This window comes from Aquirufa regiilacus, from assembly GCF_032470275.1.
GTDB lineage: Bacteria > Bacteroidota > Bacteroidia > Cytophagales > Spirosomataceae > Aquirufa > Aquirufa regiilacus.
In genome coordinates, this window is sequence record NZ_JAVNWW010000001.1 from 591785 (window position 1) to 610046 (window position 18262).

At 40.2% G+C, this 18262-nt stretch carries 24 protein-coding genes; 11 read left to right on the top strand and 13 right to left on the bottom strand.

What is annotated here, in order from left to right:
- Positions 1 to 26 precede the first annotated feature (26 nt).
- Positions 27 to 1640, bottom strand: coding sequence for an alkaline phosphatase PafA (pafA, locus tag PQG45_RS02505; RefSeq protein WP_316070243.1), 1614 nt, complete (start codon positions 1638 to 1640; stop codon positions 27 to 29).
- Entirely contained in the window at positions 1627 to 2094 is a 468-nt protein-coding gene (locus PQG45_RS02510; RefSeq protein ID WP_316070244.1) for a type I restriction enzyme HsdR N-terminal domain-containing protein, read from the bottom strand. The genes pafA and PQG45_RS02510 overlap by 14 nt, the downstream gene beginning before the upstream one ends.
- Before the next feature lie 72 nt (positions 2095 to 2166).
- On the opposite strand from PQG45_RS02510, the gene PQG45_RS02515 reads away from it, so the two are divergent.
- Positions 2167 to 2940, top strand: coding sequence for an AMP nucleosidase (locus PQG45_RS02515; protein WP_316070245.1), 774 nt, complete (start codon positions 2167 to 2169; stop codon positions 2938 to 2940).
- On the opposite strand, the gene PQG45_RS02520 is transcribed toward PQG45_RS02515, so the two are convergent.
- Genes PQG45_RS02520 through argS form a run of 4 tightly spaced genes read right to left on the bottom strand, consistent with a single transcriptional unit; the run spans position 2941 to position 7628 of the window.
- A complete protein-coding gene (locus tag PQG45_RS02520; RefSeq protein ID WP_315576594.1) occupies positions 2941 to 4293 on the bottom strand; it encodes a tetratricopeptide repeat protein in 1353 nt (450 codons plus the stop codon).
- 13 nt (positions 4294 to 4306) lie between these two features.
- Complete coding sequence (gene menA / locus PQG45_RS02525; RefSeq protein WP_316070246.1) at positions 4307 to 5215, bottom strand: 1,4-dihydroxy-2-naphthoate octaprenyltransferase; 909 nt, start codon at positions 5213 to 5215, stop codon at positions 4307 to 4309.
- Between the two features lie 3 nt (positions 5216 to 5218).
- Positions 5219 to 5797: a glutathione peroxidase gene (locus PQG45_RS02530; RefSeq protein WP_316070247.1), complete on the bottom strand. Its 579-nt coding sequence runs from the start codon at positions 5795 to 5797 to the stop codon at positions 5219 to 5221.
- A 46-nt stretch (positions 5798 to 5843) separates the two neighbouring features.
- Positions 5844 to 7628, bottom strand: coding sequence for an arginine--tRNA ligase (argS, locus tag PQG45_RS02535; RefSeq protein WP_316070457.1), 1785 nt, complete (start codon positions 7626 to 7628; stop codon positions 5844 to 5846).
- A gap of 111 nt (positions 7629 to 7739) precedes the next feature.
- Here argS and PQG45_RS02540 point away from each other — a divergent pair, with 111 nt between their 5' ends.
- From PQG45_RS02540 to PQG45_RS02550, 3 genes are all read left to right on the top strand, one after another.
- Entirely contained in the window at positions 7740 to 8306 is a 567-nt protein-coding gene (locus tag PQG45_RS02540; RefSeq protein ID WP_315576589.1) for an L-threonylcarbamoyladenylate synthase, read from the top strand.
- Positions 8307 to 9758: a CCA tRNA nucleotidyltransferase gene (locus PQG45_RS02545; RefSeq protein WP_315576587.1), complete on the top strand. Its 1452-nt coding sequence runs from the start codon at positions 8307 to 8309 to the stop codon at positions 9756 to 9758.
- Between the two features lie 70 nt (positions 9759 to 9828).
- A complete protein-coding gene (locus tag PQG45_RS02550; RefSeq protein ID WP_315576585.1) occupies positions 9829 to 10026 on the top strand; it encodes a helix-turn-helix domain-containing protein in 198 nt (65 codons plus the stop codon).
- Positions 10027 to 10033: 7 nt separating this feature from the next.
- On the opposite strand, the gene PQG45_RS02555 is transcribed toward PQG45_RS02550, so the two are convergent.
- The 6 genes from PQG45_RS02555 to PQG45_RS02580 all read right to left on the bottom strand — a co-directional run bounded on the left by PQG45_RS02555 (position 10034) and on the right by PQG45_RS02580 (position 12598).
- A complete protein-coding gene (locus tag PQG45_RS02555; protein ID WP_315576583.1) occupies positions 10034 to 10294 on the bottom strand; it encodes a hypothetical protein in 261 nt (86 codons plus the stop codon).
- A 37-nt stretch (positions 10295 to 10331) separates the two neighbouring features.
- Positions 10332 to 10487, bottom strand: a complete 156-nt coding sequence (locus tag PQG45_RS02560) for a hypothetical protein (protein WP_315576581.1) — start codon at positions 10485 to 10487, stop codon at positions 10332 to 10334.
- Between the two features lie 7 nt (positions 10488 to 10494).
- Positions 10495 to 10668, bottom strand: coding sequence for a hypothetical protein (locus tag PQG45_RS02565; RefSeq protein WP_316070248.1), 174 nt, complete (start codon positions 10666 to 10668; stop codon positions 10495 to 10497).
- 182 nt (positions 10669 to 10850) lie between these two features.
- Positions 10851 to 11480 (bottom strand): NAD(P)H-dependent oxidoreductase, encoded by a 630-nt coding sequence (locus PQG45_RS02570; protein WP_315576577.1) that lies wholly within the window; start codon positions 11478 to 11480, stop codon positions 10851 to 10853.
- Between the two features lie 74 nt (positions 11481 to 11554).
- Positions 11555 to 12121, bottom strand: coding sequence for a YceI family protein (locus PQG45_RS02575; RefSeq protein ID WP_315576575.1), 567 nt, complete (start codon positions 12119 to 12121; stop codon positions 11555 to 11557).
- A 12-nt stretch (positions 12122 to 12133) separates the two neighbouring features.
- Positions 12134 to 12598, bottom strand: a complete 465-nt coding sequence (locus PQG45_RS02580) for a MarR family winged helix-turn-helix transcriptional regulator (protein ID WP_315576573.1) — start codon at positions 12596 to 12598, stop codon at positions 12134 to 12136.
- Between the two features lie 100 nt (positions 12599 to 12698).
- Here PQG45_RS02580 and PQG45_RS02585 point away from each other — a divergent pair, with 100 nt between their 5' ends.
- Positions 12699 to 13310, top strand: a complete 612-nt coding sequence (locus PQG45_RS02585; protein ID WP_315576571.1) for a Maf family protein — start codon at positions 12699 to 12701, stop codon at positions 13308 to 13310.
- On the opposite strand, the gene PQG45_RS02590 is transcribed toward PQG45_RS02585, so the two are convergent.
- Positions 13307 to 13633: a HesB/IscA family protein gene (locus PQG45_RS02590; RefSeq protein ID WP_315576569.1), complete on the bottom strand. Its 327-nt coding sequence runs from the start codon at positions 13631 to 13633 to the stop codon at positions 13307 to 13309. The genes PQG45_RS02585 and PQG45_RS02590 overlap by 4 nt on opposite strands.
- Positions 13634 to 13777: 144 nt before the next feature.
- On the opposite strand from PQG45_RS02590, the gene sufC reads away from it, so the two are divergent.
- The 6 genes from sufC to PQG45_RS02620 are packed head-to-tail and all read left to right on the top strand — an operon-like array spanning position 13778 to position 18199.
- Positions 13778 to 14530 (top strand): Fe-S cluster assembly ATPase SufC, encoded by a 753-nt coding sequence (gene sufC / locus PQG45_RS02595; protein ID WP_315576567.1) that lies wholly within the window; start codon positions 13778 to 13780, stop codon positions 14528 to 14530.
- Positions 14531 to 14533: 3 nt separating this feature from the next.
- On the top strand, positions 14534 to 15778 hold the full coding sequence (sufD, locus tag PQG45_RS02600; RefSeq protein ID WP_315576564.1) for a Fe-S cluster assembly protein SufD: 1245 nt from the start codon (positions 14534 to 14536) through the stop codon (positions 15776 to 15778).
- A gap of 2 nt (positions 15779 to 15780) precedes the next feature.
- Positions 15781 to 17007, top strand: coding sequence for a cysteine desulfurase (locus PQG45_RS02605; RefSeq protein WP_315576562.1), 1227 nt, complete (start codon positions 15781 to 15783; stop codon positions 17005 to 17007).
- Position 17008: 1 nt separating this feature from the next.
- Entirely contained in the window at positions 17009 to 17431 is a 423-nt protein-coding gene (locus PQG45_RS02610; RefSeq protein WP_315576561.1) for a SufE family protein, read from the top strand.
- A gap of 12 nt (positions 17432 to 17443) precedes the next feature.
- Positions 17444 to 17755 (top strand): iron-sulfur cluster assembly protein, encoded by a 312-nt coding sequence (locus tag PQG45_RS02615; protein ID WP_315576559.1) that lies wholly within the window; start codon positions 17444 to 17446, stop codon positions 17753 to 17755.
- A gap of 30 nt (positions 17756 to 17785) precedes the next feature.
- On the top strand, positions 17786 to 18199 hold the full coding sequence (locus PQG45_RS02620) for a BrxA/BrxB family bacilliredoxin (protein WP_315576557.1): 414 nt from the start codon (positions 17786 to 17788) through the stop codon (positions 18197 to 18199).
- Positions 18200 to 18262 lie beyond the last annotated feature (63 nt).

Consider the following 18262-nt stretch of genomic DNA (forward strand, 5'->3'; position numbering starts at 1 on the left):
AATCTTTAAATAATATAAATGTTGACCTACTTAGTTTGAATGACTTTTCCAATGCTACCTGATGGCTCCATGCAATTCAACCAATTCGCCAATGTAGTAGAAATGTCACTGATTTCTGTACGGGTACTAATTTCTTGAGGTTTTACTTTCCAACCATAAAATAAGAGGGGTACATGGGTGTCATAAGCATAAACCGTGCTATGTGAAGTTCCTGTTTTATACCCGATTAACCACTGGGGTTTTAACAAAAGCATAAAGTCTCCACTTCGCGCCGGATTATAGCCATTTTGTAAAATGTTTTTATAATGGCTAATGATTGATGCTTGACTTATGGCTTGCAAATCAATCAAATCAGCAAAACCATCCTGTTTTTCCATCGATTGGCGAACGACTTGCATTAAGTCCGTACGCGAAATGCCCATTTTTTTAATGGTAGCGGCATTGAAATGTAATTGGGAATTATCTTCACCAATCAACAAATCTACATCGCCATAGGCCGTGCTTAACGCTTTCTTCAAATCTGAAACGGCTTTCGTGCGATCAAAAATGCCACCTGGTAATTTCTTGCTTTTGATAAAGCCTGGTATTTCAGCAACCGCATGGTCAGCTGTCAAAAACACCAACACTTGGTCTTTGCCATATTGCTTGTCCAAATAGGTTAATAGTTCTGCAATATCGCGATCCAAACGTAAATAGGTATCCTCTAACTCGATGGATTGTGGCCCAAAGCTATGACCAACATAATCGGTAGAAGAGAAGCTGATAGCCAAGAAATCCGTAGTGCCTCGCTTACCTAATTGCTCCGCTTGTAGCGCCTGAATAGCAAAATCTTTGGTTATTGTATTCCCATATGGACTCGTACGGATTAGTTCCAACGGGTTTCCTCCTTGTAAAGTATGTGGAAATACGGGTGCTGATTCGCCCGCCATTTTGCTCTCAAATTCGCCAGCATCGGGTGCACTTGTGCGATAAGTATCAATCGAGTATAAGGTGTTCCAACCTAATTTCGTGTATTTCTGCGCGCGCTCCTCTGCATTGAATGCCTGAACCCAGGTAGGCAATGCCTTCATGTAAAAGGAAGATGTAATCCAACGGCCTTCTTTCGAATCATACCAATAGGCTGCATCGGCTGTGTGACCACCGGGTAAAATTGCTCCGCGGTCTTTTAATGCGATGGCAATTGTTTTGCTCTGGTAGTTTTGAGCAATTTTTAATTGATCCGTGATTGTGCTCGTCCACAGGTTTTTGGGTGACATAAAACCTGTTTTTCCAGTAGTACCTACAGTCGTTACGGTCGAATCATCCGTGCAGTAAACTTTTTTGCCCGTTGCACGATCCATCCATTCATTGCCCACAATCCCATGAACCGCAGGTACTGTTCCCGTGTATACACTCGCATGCCCCGCGGCAGTGACAGTAGGTGCATAGTTATAATGATTGTCTTGGCAATTCAGGCCTTCGCGCATCATCCGTTTTAAACCATTTTCGCCGTAACGATTCGCAAAACGATATAAATAATCATAGCGCATTTGATCTACGACTATACCTACAACGAGTTTTGGTCGTGCAGGCTTATTTTGTGCCAATAGGTTATTGCTACCCAATAAAAGTAGTCCTAATAGTATGCTAGTTATTTTCATAATAGGAGGGGAAGTGTGCTAATTGTGTCGTTTCTTGTTTGTTGGAATCGATTTGATAAATATGGTTTTCTTGGCCATTCGTTAGGACCACGTATTTGGCTTGATTCTTCTTCTGATATTGACTAGCCTGCTGGAATGTAATGGATGTGATTTCCACATGGGGGGCTTTACATTCAATCAACATAAATACTTGTCCTGTTGAATCAAATACTTGAATATCCGTCCGCCGATTTAATTGATCGATCTTATGGCTTCGCTCAATCTGAATCGTACTTGTCGGGTAATTTAAATGCTTGGTCAGGTAATTTAGGCAATGCTGACGAACCCATTCTTCCGGGGTTAATAAGCGATATTTCTTACTGATCCCATCAAAAATGTAAAGTTTTCCTTCCTTTTGCGTTATTTTGTAATCAAATGCAGGAAAGACAGCGACTAATTCAGAAGTAGCAAGCATAAGTTGAGCTTAAAGCTAAACCCTAAATTAATCTATTTGTTGATTAATTTCATTAACTAACAGAACATATTCATGAAAACAAAGGAAGAGATCGTACTAAATTGGTTGCCTCGTTACACGGGCACACCCTTGGAATCATTTGGGCAATATATCTTATTGACGAATTTCAAAAATTACGTGGATATGTTCGCCGAAAAGTTCAATGTGGAGATTTTAGGTCATGATCGTCCGATGCAAACAGCGACTGCCAATAACATCACGATTATTAATTTCGGTATGGGTTCTCCCATGGCTGCAACGGTGATGGATATTCTTTCAGCCATCTCGCCTAAGGCGGTTTTGTTCTTAGGTAAATGCGGCGGATTAAAAAAGAATTTACAGTTAGGGGATTTGATTTTACCAATCGCTGCGGTCAGAGGAGAAGGAACTTCGGATGAATATTTACCGAAAGAAATCCCTGCCTTGCCATCTTTCCGTTTACAGCGCGCCGTGTCATCCATGATTAAGAAACATGAATTGGATTATTGGACTGGCTTGGTTTACACGACGAACCGCCGCGTCTGGGAGCATGATGAGGCTTTCAAATCGTATTTATCTGATATTCGTGCTATGGGTATCGACATGGAAACGGCCACAATTTTTACGGTGGGCTTTGTCAATAAAATACCCCATGGTGCATTATTGCTTGTTTCAGATAATCCCATGACACCCGATGGCGTGAAAACGGAGGCATCTGATAAAAAAGTAACGACAAGTTACGTGAACTCCCATTTGCAAATTGGTATCGATTCGCTGATTGAATTAGCTGAATCTGGAGAGTCCGTCAAGCATTTGCGTTTCGAATAATTAGTTGCAGTGTTCTCGGATAACTTGGTAGGCCTGATTGTAACCTAATTCGCCCGATTTACTTAAATCCATGCAACCCGTATTATCTCCCAATGCGAGTTTGATGATTCCACGTACATAATACGCTTCCGCATATTTAGGATTTAATTTGATGGCATTGCTACAATCCTGAATGGCATTTCGTTGGTCACCCAGGTTGGACTTCGCCACCCCGCGGAAGAAATATGCTTCAGCATAAATGGGATTCAATGCAATTGCGCGGTTATAATCTTCCATCGCCTGTTTTGAATCACCTGATTTTGCTTTGGCAGAACCCCGGTTAAAATATACCTCTGCACGTTCTGTTGAGAATTCGGCAATTTTCAATTTGTCTTGTACACCATTACGCAATTCATCCAAAAGAGCTTTTGTCATTTTGGTATCGTATATGATTTTAGAGGCCTCATTGTTGCCAATCTCTGCTGCTTTTGTATAATCTTCGATAGCACCACGCGGATCGCCTAATTTTGATTTTACAAAGCCTCTGCCATAATAGGCTTCTACCTTGGACGGATCCATTTCAATGGCCTTGCTAAAATCTTCCAATGCGCCTTTTTCTCCATTTTCGCCACGGAAGTTTTCCAATTGTGTTTTACAAAATCCAGCATGATACCAATCATCTGCGTTATCAGGGCTTAATTTTATAGCCTCTTCGAAATCTTTCAAGGCTGCTTGATATTCGGCTAATTTCATTTTTGAAAAAGCACGATTGGATAAGTAATTTGAACGCTTTGGGCTAATTTCAATCGCCTTATCAAAATCCTCAATACTGCCTTTGTAATCTGCCAATTGTGCTTTTGCTTCTCCGCGCGCCGCTAATCCTGGGGCATATTCTGCATTCAATTCCAAAGATTTGTTGAAGTCAGAGAGTGCTCCGCGGTAGTTGGCTAATTTTGATTTGGAAATTCCCCGACTGAAATAGGCAGTAGCTTCCAAAGGATTTAGGCGAATCGCCTCGTTATAATCTTGGATAGCAACTTTGTGGTTTTCTTGTTTGCTGTAGCTTTGACCACGCGCTATAAAGGCTTCGTAATAGGTAGGTTTTAATTCGATTGCCTTATCGAAGTCTAGAATGGCTCCCCGGAAATCTTTTAAATTATACTTAGCAAATCCCCGATTGTAAAATGAAATGGGATTAGGATTAGCCACGTTCTTCTCAATCTCCAAACTGAAATTACGTAATGCATCCGCATAATTTCCTGTTTTGTTCTGCGTTAAGCCCAATTCTAAGTAATTGCTAGTGTCTTGAGCAAATGTGGCTGTTGAGCTTGCGCTTACTATTGTCACAAAAAGGATTGCGTATAGATGCTTCATAGTTTTTTCGAGGTTATTGGATGATTTCGCTAATACCGAATAACAAAATTAATAATAAAGTTCTTAATGCCGTCTTCTTTAGATAAGGATCTATTTCAGCGGGTGTCATCGTTGGCTTTAATTCACGCAACATGATGATAATGGGGTAGTAGCCGAGTAAGACAAGTAAATTGGCTGTAGGCGTTGAACCTAATCGGTAGACGATCAAATGGTAAAATGCGAAGGGTAATATGCCCAGAATAAGTAAGGCCTTTTGATAGAAAAATCCTTTTGCCTTTCCGATACGCACTGGGATGGAATTTTTACCTGATTTCTGATCGTTCTCAAGATCACGCAAGTTGTTGAGGTTTAATACGGCCACCGACAACAAGCCACATCCTGCCGCGGGGTAGGCCATGTGAAAGGGAATGGATTTGGTTTGTAGAAAATAGGTCCCCATAGTTCCTACTAGGCCAAAAAAGATGAATACGGATAGATCTCCGAGTCCCATGTAGCCATAAGGTTTTTTACCTACGGTATATGCGATCGCCGCAATAATACACGCAACGCCTAATCCTAAAAAGTTTAACCAAATTTCCCAAGAGGCATCTTGCAAACTATAGGCTAAAAGACCAATACCCATTAAAAAAGAAATGCAAGCCGTTAGTATAACGACTTGCTTCATTTCTTGACGATTGATTTTGCCGGTTTGAACAGCTCGTAAAGCAACTTTACGGTCTTGATTATCAATACCATTTGCCGAATCACCGTAGTCATTCGCAAAATTCGAAAGTACTTGTAATCCAACCGTTGTTAAGATGGCCAACGCCGCTATCATCCAATCAAATTTACCATTCGCGTAGGCTAATAAATTCCCCAACATGATACTTGCAACTGCAAGTGGCAATGTTCTTGGCCTAGCCGCTTCAACCCATCTATTCATGTATTACTTTGTCAATGCTGCTTGAAATTCTGCACTTGATGGTTTGATTCCCGAAGCAAAGAAGTTGGTCAATTCACCTTTCTCATTAATGACATACTTGCAAAAGTTCCAAGAAGGTTCTTTTTCGTTCCAACCGTTTTGTGATTTATCACTTAACCATTGATATAAATCACATTTTCCAGCTCCTTTCACAACGACTTTTTCCATCATTTGGAATGAGACACCGTAGTTTTTCAAGCAAAAAGATGCAATTTCTGAATTTGAACCTGGCTCTTGACCTCCAAATTCATTCGCTGGGAAACCTAAAATAACGACTTCAGGATTTGCTTTGTGAAATGCTTCCCAGTCTGCATATTGTGGTGTATATCCACATTTTGATGCTGTATTTAATACAACAATTTTCTTGCCTTTGAATTGGCTGAAATCAATTTCTTTTCCATCAATCCCTTTCATTTTGAACGAGAAGAAGTTCTTTTCTGCCGACTGAGCTACCTCAGTTGGGCGTTCTACTGCTACTTTTTGTGTGAATGGCAATGCCAATGCGGTTAAAAGTGATCCGATTTTCATAAGGCTGACGATCATGGTGATAAGGATTAAGAGGATTATTAATTTGTATTTTTTTTTCACGTTACATACGTTCTGGAGCAACTATCCCTAATAACGCTAGGGATGCCTTAATTGTTTCACCTGTTAAGGAAGCTAAATTTAACCGAATGTTTCGGCTATCTTCATTTTCTTCATTTAAAATACTCAATTCATTGTAAAATTTATTGAATTGCTTCGCCAAATCATAGGTGTATTGTGCTATGACTGAAGGTGCAAATTGCGCTGCCGCCTCTTGGATTTTTGATTTATAGGAACCTAATAAATAGATTAGTTCTTGTTCTGATTCCGCTAATTGATACGATTTGTCTTTTGTGATTCGCATATCAATTCCCATACTGGTTGCTTTGCGTGTCATCGAGCAAATTCTTGCATGTGTATATTGAATAAACGGCCCTGTATTTCCTTGGAAATCAATGGATTCTTCTGGATTGAATAACATGCGTTTTTTCGGGTCAACTTTCAATAAGAAGTATTTCAAAGCACCTAATCCCAATTGGTTAAACAAGGCATTTGATTCCTCAGAAGTAAAGCCATCTGTTTTGCCCAATTCCATCGTACGACTTTGAGCTGTATTGACCATTTCGGCCATAAGATCATCTGCGTCTACAACGGTACCTTCGCGCGACTTCATTTTGCCACTTGGCAAATCGACCATTCCGTAAGAAAGGTGATAATTGCCTTCCGAGAAAGGTTTGTTCAATTTCTTTAAAATATGGAATAATACCTCAAAATGGTAATCCTGTTCATTTCCAACGACATAAACCGAACGTTTAGCACCAAAATCTTCAAATTTCAATTGCGCTGTCCCCATGTCTTGGGTGATGTAAACAGATGTACCGTCCCGACGTAAAACTAGCTTTTCATCCAATCCTTCTTCTGTCAAATCAATCCAAACAGATCCATCGTCTTTTCTGAAAAATACGCCTTGTGCTAAGCCTTCGTCAACTAGCTTTTTGCCCAATAAATAGGTATTTGATTCGCGGTAGATTTTATCAAAACTAACGCCCATTTGCGCATAACTCTTCGCAAATCCGTCGAAAACCCAGGTATTCATCTGCTCCCATAGCGCAATAACGCTAGGCTCATTTTGCTCCCATGCTAAAAGCATTTCTTGTGCTTTCAGTAGGATTGGAGCTTGTTTTTTTGCCTCTTCCGGGTCTATTCCTTGTTGGACCAAAGTTTCGATTTCCACTTTATATGCCTTGTCAAAGGCGACATAATATTTGCCAACTAAATGATCTCCTTTTAATCCACTTGACTCTGGAGTTTCGCCATTTCCAAAGAGTTGGTAGGCCAACATCGATTTGCAAATATGAATTCCGCGGTCATTAACTAAATTCGTTTTAATGACCTCATAACCAGCGGCATCCAAGATTTGTGATACGGAAAAGCCTAAAAAGTTATTGCGTAAATGGCCTAAGTGTAAAGGCTTATTGGTGTTCGGTGAGGAATATTCAATTAGAACCTTTTCATTTTTGTCCGCTAATGCAAATGGCTGTGCATCTTGGTTAATTCCAGCCAAGATTTCTACCCAAACGTCACTTGCTAAACTAAGATTCAAAAAACCTTGAACTACTTGAAATGCTTTGATGTGCTTGTTGTTGGCCAACATATATTCACCTAAAAGCTGGGCAATTTGAGCGGGAGCTTTGGCAGCTTGCTTGGTATATGGAAAAACAACGAAGGTAAATGTGCCTTCGAATTCCTTTTTGGTTTCTTGTAAAACGATTTCTTGCGCATCGATTGAAAAAAGACTTTGCAGTCCTTCTTGTAAACTTTTTTGAATCGATTGTTGGATACCTAGCATGTTGAAATCAACGGGTTTAATGAAAATTAATGGCTGCAAAGGTAGCCAATTAAGGGCAAACATTGACTCATGAGGGGCATTTTTGACGAATTTAATCTTACCTTTGTGCCCATGACGCCAAATCTATATCATGATGCGATTACCTCTTTGAAATCAGGAGGAGTCATTTTATATCCCAGTGACACCATTTGGGGATTAGGTTGCGATGTACGCAATGATTCAAGCATTGAAAAGTTGTTGCAAATCAAAAACAGGCCTGCTGAAAAGGGCTTAATTGTTCTGATTTCTAAAATTGAACAATTGAGTGAATATGTGGAAGAGGTTCCTGAAATCGCTTGGGATTTAGTTGATTTCGCTGAAGATCCCTTAACGGTTATTTATCCGAAAGGAAAAAATGTAAGTGCCCATTTATTAGGCCCTGATGGAAGTATTGCCATTCGTTTGGTCAAAGATGAATTCTGCAAAGGTTTGATTTATCGCTACCAACGCGGACTTGTTTCTACATCTGCCAATATTTCGGGTGAACCATCGCCCATCGATTTTGAAAGCATTTCGGGGTCGATCAAAGAACAGGTGGATTATATCTTGAAAAACCCGAACCCTGTGAAGGGAAATAAAAAACCATCTAAAATTGTCAAATTGGGATTGGGTGGTGATTATTCGTTGATTAGAGGATAAATGAAGACAGGGCAGGAGATTATTTCAGAAGCTATTTTTCGTCGTATTGGACTAGCCGCCGATCGCATTCAAATGGAATCCTACGTGGTAGGAGGATTTGTTCGTGATTCAATTCTTGGGCGGCCATGTAAAGATATCGATATCGTATGTATCGGTTCTGGAATTGCGCTTGCCGAAGAAGTAGCCCGTGAATTTGATTTACCTGATCATAGTGTTTCGATTTTCAAGAATTTTGGCACCGCCATGTTGAAAGTCGATGATTGGGATCTAGAGTTTGTTGGGGCGCGAAAGGAGTCTTACCAACGGGATTCTCGGAAGCCATTGGTCATGGAAGGAACTTTGGAAGATGACCAAAATCGGCGAGATTTTACGATCAACGCCATGGCGGTTCAATTGAATCAAGCAAATTGGGGTAAATTATTGGATCCATTCAATGGAATTGCTGATTTAAAATCAAAGATTATCCGTACACCCCTAGAGCCTGGTATTACATTTTCGGATGATCCTTTGCGCATGATGCGTGCGGTTCGATTCGCGAGCCAATTGGGATTTGACATCTTTCCGGAGACCTTTGAAGCCTTGCAAAAGGAAAATGAGCGCTTGGAAATCATTTCGATGGAGCGGATTTCGGAGGAATTGAATAAGATTATCTTATGTCAAAAGCCTTCATACGGATTCCTTCTATTAGATGCTTGTGGTTTATTGGCTCGAATTTTCCCCGAGTTTGTCAAGTTGAAAGGCGTAGATACGGAAGAAGGGAAGGGGCATAAAGATAATTTTTATCACACGTTACAGGTATTAGATAATATATCGCAGCATACGGATGACCTTTGGTGGCGTTGGGCTGCGATTTTACACGATATTGCCAAGCCACAAACCAAACGTTTTGTGAAAGGGAAAGGCTGGACATTTCATGGCCACGAGGAAATGGGTGCTAGGCAAACCCCTTCGATTTTTAAGCGGCTAAAATTGCCATTGAACGAGAAAATGAAACTTGTTCAGAAATTAGTCCGCTTGCATTTGCGACCTATCGCCTTGTCGAAGGAGGAAATTACGCATTCTGCCTTACGCCGCTTGTTATTTGAGGCTGGTGATGAATTGGAAGCACTGATGACACTTTGTCGGGCTGATATTACATCAAAGAATGGCGATAAGGTTAAGCGTTACCTACGTAATTTTGATCTCGTAGAAGAGAAATTGAAGGAAGTTGAAGCAAGTGATTCCTTACGTAATTTTCAGCCTGTTATTACGGGTGAGATGATTATGCAGGTGTTCGATATTGGACCTGGTAAAGAAATTGGCTTGATTAAAATTGCGGTACGTGAAGCGATTTTAGAGGGAAGTATTCGAAACGATTTTGAATCGGGTTGGCCTTTAATGATCAAAGAAGGTGAACAATTAGGTTTAACGCCCATCCTAAGTCTAGCCGATTTTCTAAAATCAATAGCTTGATTTAGATTATCAGTTTTTTCGGTTAAAAGTTCTTGGGGCTTTTATACATTTAGTGGTTAAACCTAACCACATGAATCACGTCATTCGAAACATTCGGAAAATGCGCATTGATCGCGAATTATCGCAAGAAAATGTAGCGTTCAATTTGAAAATCTCCCAAAGTAGCTATGCGAAATTGGAATCAGGGCAGTCTAGATTAAGTATTGATCGATTGTACCAGCTGGCTGTTTATTTTAACGTGCCAGTTGAAGAATTGCTTAAAAAGTAAACAGTCCCTAATTTGGGACTGTTTGCATTTCTTCAAGTTTTTGTCTGATCCTGTTTCCGATGGATTCAATGGCTTTCGTAAATAATTCTGGAACGATGCGTTCGATTTCTTCCGTAGGGAGGTCATCCGGAACTTTCAGTTCTATGATTTTGAAATGGCCATTTATCTTAAGTTTAACACGCTTATTGGCATCTTGAAACTCTTCAATTAAGTTGCTGCGGAAACTTTCCAGTTGGGATTTTATTCCTTCGATTGTTTGTGTTTGCATCTGTATGGTTTTTATGGCGGGGCAAAGCCCCGCCTGTTTATTTGATCAAATTTGCTAGGTCATGAAGTACGCCAACGGCCCAATCAAAGCCTTCTTTAAAGCCTTTTTTGAAATCATCAAACCAGCCACCCCCATGAATATTTTGAAGTTCATGTAACGAAAGGTTTTCCCATGTTGTTTTTATCTTTTCCATGATACGCTTAGAGTAAAAATGCAATTATACCGCCTGTGTATATCACAGCTGCAATCACGACGGCGACTCCCGTGATAATGCCAAACGTTTCCCAGAAACCTCCGCCATCGATCTGGATGAGTTCCATCATATTTAATTCTTGCATGCCCCATGCGGACACAGGGAAAAATTCTTTTTTCATGATTTTACATGTTTAAAGGGTTAGGTATTTGTTTATTGCTCGAGCAGCATGATAAAATTACGCGCTTGCAAACACTTTGATTATTCTTTATTCGAGTAAGAAATTCTAATTCTGCCTAAAAAACTGATAAAAAAAGGCCGCCTGTTGGGGCGACCTTTTTAAAAAAAAGAAATAGGATTCAATTATAAACGAACAAATAATTCGTCTTTTGAATAACGCACTTTGGCAGCGTTTGCCATGTAGTCAGATGATGCATCACGTTCGCCAACGGCTAACATTAATACGGAGTGTAATCCTTTGGAAGACAAATCTAATAATTCATCCAATTTGGCTGGGATAAATCCTTCCATGGGAGTTGAGTCAATCTGTAATTCAGCTGCAGCAGCTAAAGCTGTGCCCATCGCTAAATAAACTTGACGTGCTGCCCAATTAGCCTGTGCCTCTTGTGGACGATTTAACATCGAGCCAGCAATGGCGCCACGGTAATCCCCTAAAGCTTCTACAGGCACATTGCGTGTTTCAGAAACCAATTGCATAAATGCATCAATTTTCTCTTCCGTCACTTGATTCCAAGCAGCAAATACTAAAACGTGTGATGCTTCTACTACTTGTGGTTGGCCATAAGCAATCGGCTGGATTTGCGCGCGCAATTCCGGATTCTCGATAACAAATACTTGGTAAGGTTGTAAGCCAAAACCCGAAGCAGAAAGACGAATCGCATCTAAAAGGCTTTCAATTTTATCCGCAGAGACCTTGTTTCCGTTCATGCGCTTCGTCGCATAACGCCAAGATAAATCATTAATTAAAGACATGTTGTTGATTTTTATTATAGTAAAAAAATAAAGCCGAGGTGCAGATTTACACCTCGGCCCTTAAGCAGATTGAATTATTCGCTAATTAAAGAAACAACCAATTTGAAGTCATCCATGATTGCTTTGTCGCCAATTGAATCAAAGAATTTCTTTGAACCATATTGGATGTTGTAATCTGTACGATCAATTGTGATAGTAGCTTTCGCAGCAACTTTTCCGCCTTTTACTGAAATTTCAGCTGGGAAAGAAATTGATTTTGTGATTCCTTTGATTGTCAAATTACCCGTTACTTGGCTTCCTGCAATCTTTGTGATTACGAAAGATGCACTAGGGAATTTTTCAACTTCAAAAAAGTCTCCAGAAGTGATATGGCCGATGAATTTTTGGTTGTAACCTGGATCTGTGATGTCCAATGCCTTGATTGTTTTCAAGTCAATTGTAAAATTTCCGCCCACTAATTTATTTCCATTTACATTCAAAGCACCTGCAGAGATACCTACTGTACCATTGTGCTTTCCCGTTACTTTTTCTGCATACCAAGCGATAGAGCTAGCTGCTGTATTTACTTTCACTGCTTTTGGTGCTGCGAAAGATGCGATGCTCATTACGAGCGCTGTCAAGATTAGGCTTACTTTTTTCATTTTATTTATTGTTTAATTGTTAGTAAATACATTTCTAATTTCGTCCAAGATTTCATTTAGTTGATCCATCTTGTCGATGCTAATGCCGGCGAAGTTCTTTTCCCAGGCCAACTGCACATGATCAATTTCCTCTAATAAACTCAATCCCGCCGGTAGAATCATTACGTCAACCGCTCGGCGATCTTGTGGGCACTCACGTCTAAGAACTAATTTTTTCTCTAAAAGTTTATCCACTAATCGAGAGGCATTAGACATTTTGTCCATCATTCGTTCTGTGATTCCTAAAACGGTAATCGGATTGTTTTGTTGTCCGCGCAAAATTCGCAAAACATTGTATTGTTGAGGTGTCAGGCCATAAGGTTTTAATAATTCGTGCGTTTGCTGCATCATCCAGTTACCTGTAAAAATGATATTGACAACAGCTTTGCTCGTTGGCGAATTAAATTTGGTCTGCTTTAAATCCTCTGAAATTCCCATACTTGAAATTTGATGTAGCAAAATTAAATGTAATTACATTAATTACAAATGTTTTTAAAATTTATTTTTCAAAAGGTCCTGATAAATCTTATTTTTGGTGATGCAAGATACTTTTAGCCTTCAATTTCCTTTTATTCTCGCTTCTAATTCGCCTCGTCGGAAAGAGATTTTAACCCAAGCTGGATTTCAGTTCTCCGTATTGCCTTCAGATGTGGACGAATCTTTTCCTGTCGATATGAAAGCGCAGGAGGTTCCTGTTATGCTCGCTGAGCGTAAAGCAAAAGCATTGTTGGAATCGTGCGCAAGCTCCTTGATCTTAGCTGCTGATACGGTTGTGATTTTGGAGAATGAAATTCTGAATAAGCCGCTCGACAAGCAGGATGCCTTACAGATGCTTCAGAAGCTGTCTGGTAAAACGCATGAAGTGGTGACCGGGATTGCTTTGGCAAGTCCGCAAGGCATTGTTACCGCGGCTGATTCTGCGTTTGTGACATTTAGGGAGCTGGCCAACTGGGAAATGGAATGGTACGTACGCGGCGGGTCATCTTTAGATAAAGCCGGTGCCTATGGAGTACAAGATTTTATTGGTATGGCCGGAATTGAGCAATTGAATGGTTCATTTTACACGGTGATGGGTTTACCTATCTACCGCGTGTATGAATTAATGAAACCATTCATTTTGGAATCCAAACAAATGCCCTTAGGTATCTAGATCGAGAAGCTCTCGCCACAACCACAGGTACGCGTCGCATTTGGATTTTTAAATTGGAAGCCTTTCCCATTTAAGCCGTCTGAGAAATCCAATTCAGTTCCTGCTAGGTATAAAATCGATTTTTTGTCAACCATCACCTTAACGCCCTTGTCTTCGAAGATCATGTCGCTTGCTTGGGGTTCAGATGCGAAGTCCAATTGGTACATCAAGCCAGAACAACCACCACCTTCCACAGCAACGCGAACGTTGAATGCTTCCGTTAATCCTTCTTTCTGACGAATTTCTTTAATGCGATTCGCTGCAATTTCTGAGATCGTGATCATGGTATCTTTCGTTTTTGTAGCACAAAGGTAAACAAAAAATAGATAAATTTTAATGTTATTTAGAGTGAATCTAAATAAACTATGGTTTTGTATGTGTTAAGGTTTTAATTTTGTGTTTCATTAGCCTTATTCAACAAGAACGATATGTTATCAATTAAAAATTTACATGCGCGCATCGGAGAAAAAGAAATTCTTCGTGGAATCAATCTGGAAATCAAAGCCGGCGAAGTTCATGCCATCATGGGACCCAATGGTTCTGGTAAATCAACGTTAGCGTCCGTATTAGCGGGTCGCGAAGATTACGAGGTAACGGATGGGTCAGTTGATTTTTTAGGTAAAGATTTATTGGAGCTTGCTCCTGAGGAACGTGCCGCTGAAGGTGTTTTTTTAGCTTTTCAATATCCAGTGGAGATTCCAGGTGTTTCTACGACCAACTTTATGAAGTCGGCTGTTAACGAAATTCGCAAATACCGCGGTGAAGAGCCTTTGGACGCTGTTCAATTTTTGAAAATGTTCAAAGAGAAAATGGCCTATGTTAACATTGACCAATCTTTATTGAGCCGTTCACTAAATGAAGGTTTTTCAGGTGGTGAAAAGAAACGAAATGAAATTTTCCAAATGGCTGTTTTGGATCCCAAATTGGCTATTTTAGATGAAACCGATTCAGGTTTAGATATCGATGCCTTGCGTATTGTCGCTGAAGGCGTAAATAAATTGAAGAGTCCTACAAATGCTACGATCGTAGTTACCCACTACCAACGATTATTGGATTACATCGTCCCTGATTTTGTACACGTGCTTTATAAAGGCCGTATCGTTAAATCGGGTACAAAGGAATTAGCACTTGAATTAGAAGAAAAAGGGTACGATTGGATCATTTCGGCATTAGTTGATTAACACATGGCAACAGATACACTAGTAAGTATTTCCCTCGGGAAAGAAAAACAAGCGGCCATGGATCGTTTCTTGGCCAAAGGATTTCCTACCAACAAATGGGAGGAATGGAAATATGCATCATTAAAGTCTTTAAATGACATTGATTGGAATTGGAACTCGTCGGAAATACCTGCGAATTCAACGGCAACTTCGATCGATGCATCTTTACATTTGCAATCCTTGAACGGGAAATTTACCGCTTCGGGCGCTTTGCCCACTGGCGTTGAAATTCTCGAATTTTCAGTCTTTGCCCAGCAAAATCCTACATTTATTGCTCGATGGGAAAAGCGTAATCAGATCTTGGATCAAAACTCCATGTATGATTTGAACGATGCATTAACCTCATCGCACCAGGTCATCTGGGTGAAAGCAGGTGTTAGCTTGGATAAACCAATTGTGCATCAGCTTTTGGCAGATGTCAGCATCGCCTCGGCCATACAAAGTAAGTTGTTAATTTACATTGAAAAAGATGCCAACATTACTTGGGTCGATGATTTGCGTACTAATGCTTCCTCAGATGCCATCTTGTCGAATTACGTTCAAGAAATTTGGGTTGAAGAATCAGCACATTTGACGTTCATTAAAACGCAAGATTTTGCGCTGAAAACGACACATATTGATCATACATTTATATACCAACAAGGCAATAGCCAAGTGGATATGTTTACTTTTTCCATCAATGGAGGATTTGTTCGTAACAACTTACATTTCTATGTGGATGGAGAAAATGTCCTTTCGAATTTGAACGGATTGTATGTTCCCGGAAATAATGAATTCATCGATTCGCACACGGTTGTAGATCACCGCAAACCGAATTCTGAATCAAATGAATTATATAAAGGGGTATTGCTTGGTAATTCTACAGGCGTATTCAATGGAAAGATTTTTGTTCGTCCTGATGCCCAAAAAACAAATGCATTTCAATCCTGTAAGAATGTATTGGCCTCTGATAAAGCGACCATGAATACGAAGCCTCAATTAGAGATTTGGGCTGATGACGTGAAATGTTCGCATGGTACGACTACGGGCCAACTAAGTGATGAGGCCTTGTTTTATATGCGTTCACGTGGTATTTCACAAGATGCAGCAAAGACCTTGTTGATGTTGGCATTTGTCCAACAAGTAATTGATAAAGTTGAAATTCCTGACTTGAAAGAGTCGATTTCCAATCGAGTAGTAGCGAAAATGGAACAAGCTTTAAGCGCATAATCATGGCAAACAATTTTGATATTGAGCAGATTCGTAAGGATTTCCCCATTTTAGACCAACAAGTCAATGGAGCTCCTTTGGTATATTTTGACAATGCAGCAACGACACAAAAACCTCAAGTGGTCATTGATGCGTTGAACAAATATTATACATTAGATAATGCGAATATCCACCGTGGATTGCATACGCTCGCTGAGCGTGCAACAACGGGTTATGAATTGACGAGAACGAAGTTGAAGGACTTTCTTAACGCTCCTTCCACTGACCAAGTAATTTTCACCTCAGGAACGACTGCTGGGATTAATTTAGTGGCTCAGACATACGGTCGGGCAAATTTCAATGCAGGAGATGTTATTCTCGTTTCGAATTTAGAGCATCATTCGAACATTGTTCCTTGGCAAATGATTGCGCAGGAAATGGGAGCGGAGGTTGTCGTAATCCCTGTAGATGAGGTAGGCGTATTAGATATCACAGCTTATAAAGGCTTGTTGACAAATCGTGTTAAGTTTGTTGCGGTTAATCATGTCTCCAATGCGATTGGTACAATCAATCCCATTAAACAAATGATTGAATTAGCGCATGCTGTAGGGGCTAAAGTGTTAATTGATGGCGCACAATCTGTGGCTCATTTTGAAATAGATGTTCAAGCATTGGATATCGACTTTTTAGCCTTTTCGGCACATAAATTATTTGGTCCAACAGGTGTAGGTGTATTGTACGGGAAACGTGAGTTGCTCGAAGCGATGCCGCCATACCAAGGGGGAGGGGAGATGATTAAGGAAGTTAGTTTTAGCGGTACTACTTACAACGAATTACCCTATAAATTTGAAGCAGGTACTCCCAATATCGCAGATGTATATGCTTTTGGTTTTGCCTTGGATTATTTAAAATCCTTGCCAAAGAATGCTGTTTGGGAGCAAGAAAAAGCATTGTTGGATTATGCAACAGAACAATTAACCCAAATTGATGGTTTGAGGATTGTCGGTCAAGCACCCGAAAAAATTGCAGTTGTTAGTTTTGTAATTGATGGTGTACATCCGCAAGACATTGGTGTTTTGTTGGATAAATTTGGTGTCGCGATTCGTACGGGTCACCATTGTGCGCAACCCTTGATGGCTCGTTATGAATTAGTAGGAACTTGTCGGGCGTCCTTCGCGTTCTACAATACGAAATCGGAAATCGATTTGTTTGTAAAGGCATTGAAACGTACGATTATGATGTTGAGTTAATATGGCAACAATAAAAGAAACCCAAGACGAATTAATTGAGGAGTTTGGTCTTTTTGAAGACTGGGCTGACAAATACGAGTATTTGATCGATTTAGGGAAGAAATTATCTCCGATGAACGAAGCATTTAAAACGGAGGAGAATGTGATCAAAGGTTGCCAAAGCAAGGTTTGGTTACATGCAGAAAAGCAAGGTGATCAAGTTGTTTTCTTTGCTGATTCAGAGGCGATCATTGTTAAAGGAATGATTAGCATGTTGATTCGTGTATTATCGAATCATACGGCAGCGGAGATTATGCAGGCTGATTTGTATTTTATTGATCAGATTGGAATGTCTCAGCATTTGGCACAGACACGTTCAAATGGCTTAGTTGCCATGGTAAAACAAATGAAAAATTACGCTGTTGCATTTCATGCAATCGCTTAAGTTAATTACAGCATGACGGAAGCAGAATTAAAAGAAGAGGTAGTAAAAGCAATTAAGACGGTGTATGACCCCGAAATTCCGGTGGACGTATATGAGTTGGGCTTAATCTATGAGATTAAGATTTTTCCGGTCAACAATGTCTATATTTTGATGACTTTGACTTCTCCTTCTTGTCCATCAGCAGAAAGTATCCCGGTGGATATCGAGAAGGCGGTTCGGGAAGTGGAAGGAATTGCGGAAGTATCTGTCGAGTTAACGTTTGATCCTCCATATTCGCAAGATATGATGTCAGAGGTTGCCAAATTGGAACTTGGCTTTATGTAAGTGTGTTTAGCAAATTAAAATATAAATAATATGTATCCAGAACATTTAGTACATCCCATGCGGATGGATATCGTAGAAGGTGGATTTCAAGAATTGAAGTCGGCTGCAGAAGTAGAAGATACCATGGCGAAACCAGGTACAACCTTGTTGTTTATCAACTCCGTTTGTGGTTGCTCGGCATCTACAGCGCGTCCAGGTGTGAAAGCTGCGGTTGCTGCTTCAGCGAAAAAGCCAACGAATTTAGCAACGGTATTTGCGGGAGTTGATCAAGAGTCGACGCAAAAGGCACGTGAATATACATTGCCTTATCCTCCATCATCTCCATCCATCGCATTATTTAGAGATGGTGAGTTAGTGCATTTTGTAGAGCGTCACCACATTGAAGGTCGGTCTGCTGCATTAATCGCTCAGCATTTAGAGGGCGTATTTGAAGAGTATTGTTAATAAAAAAGGAGCCATGAGGCTCCTTTTTTATTATTGAAATAAAGAGCCGTTCATTGAACGGCT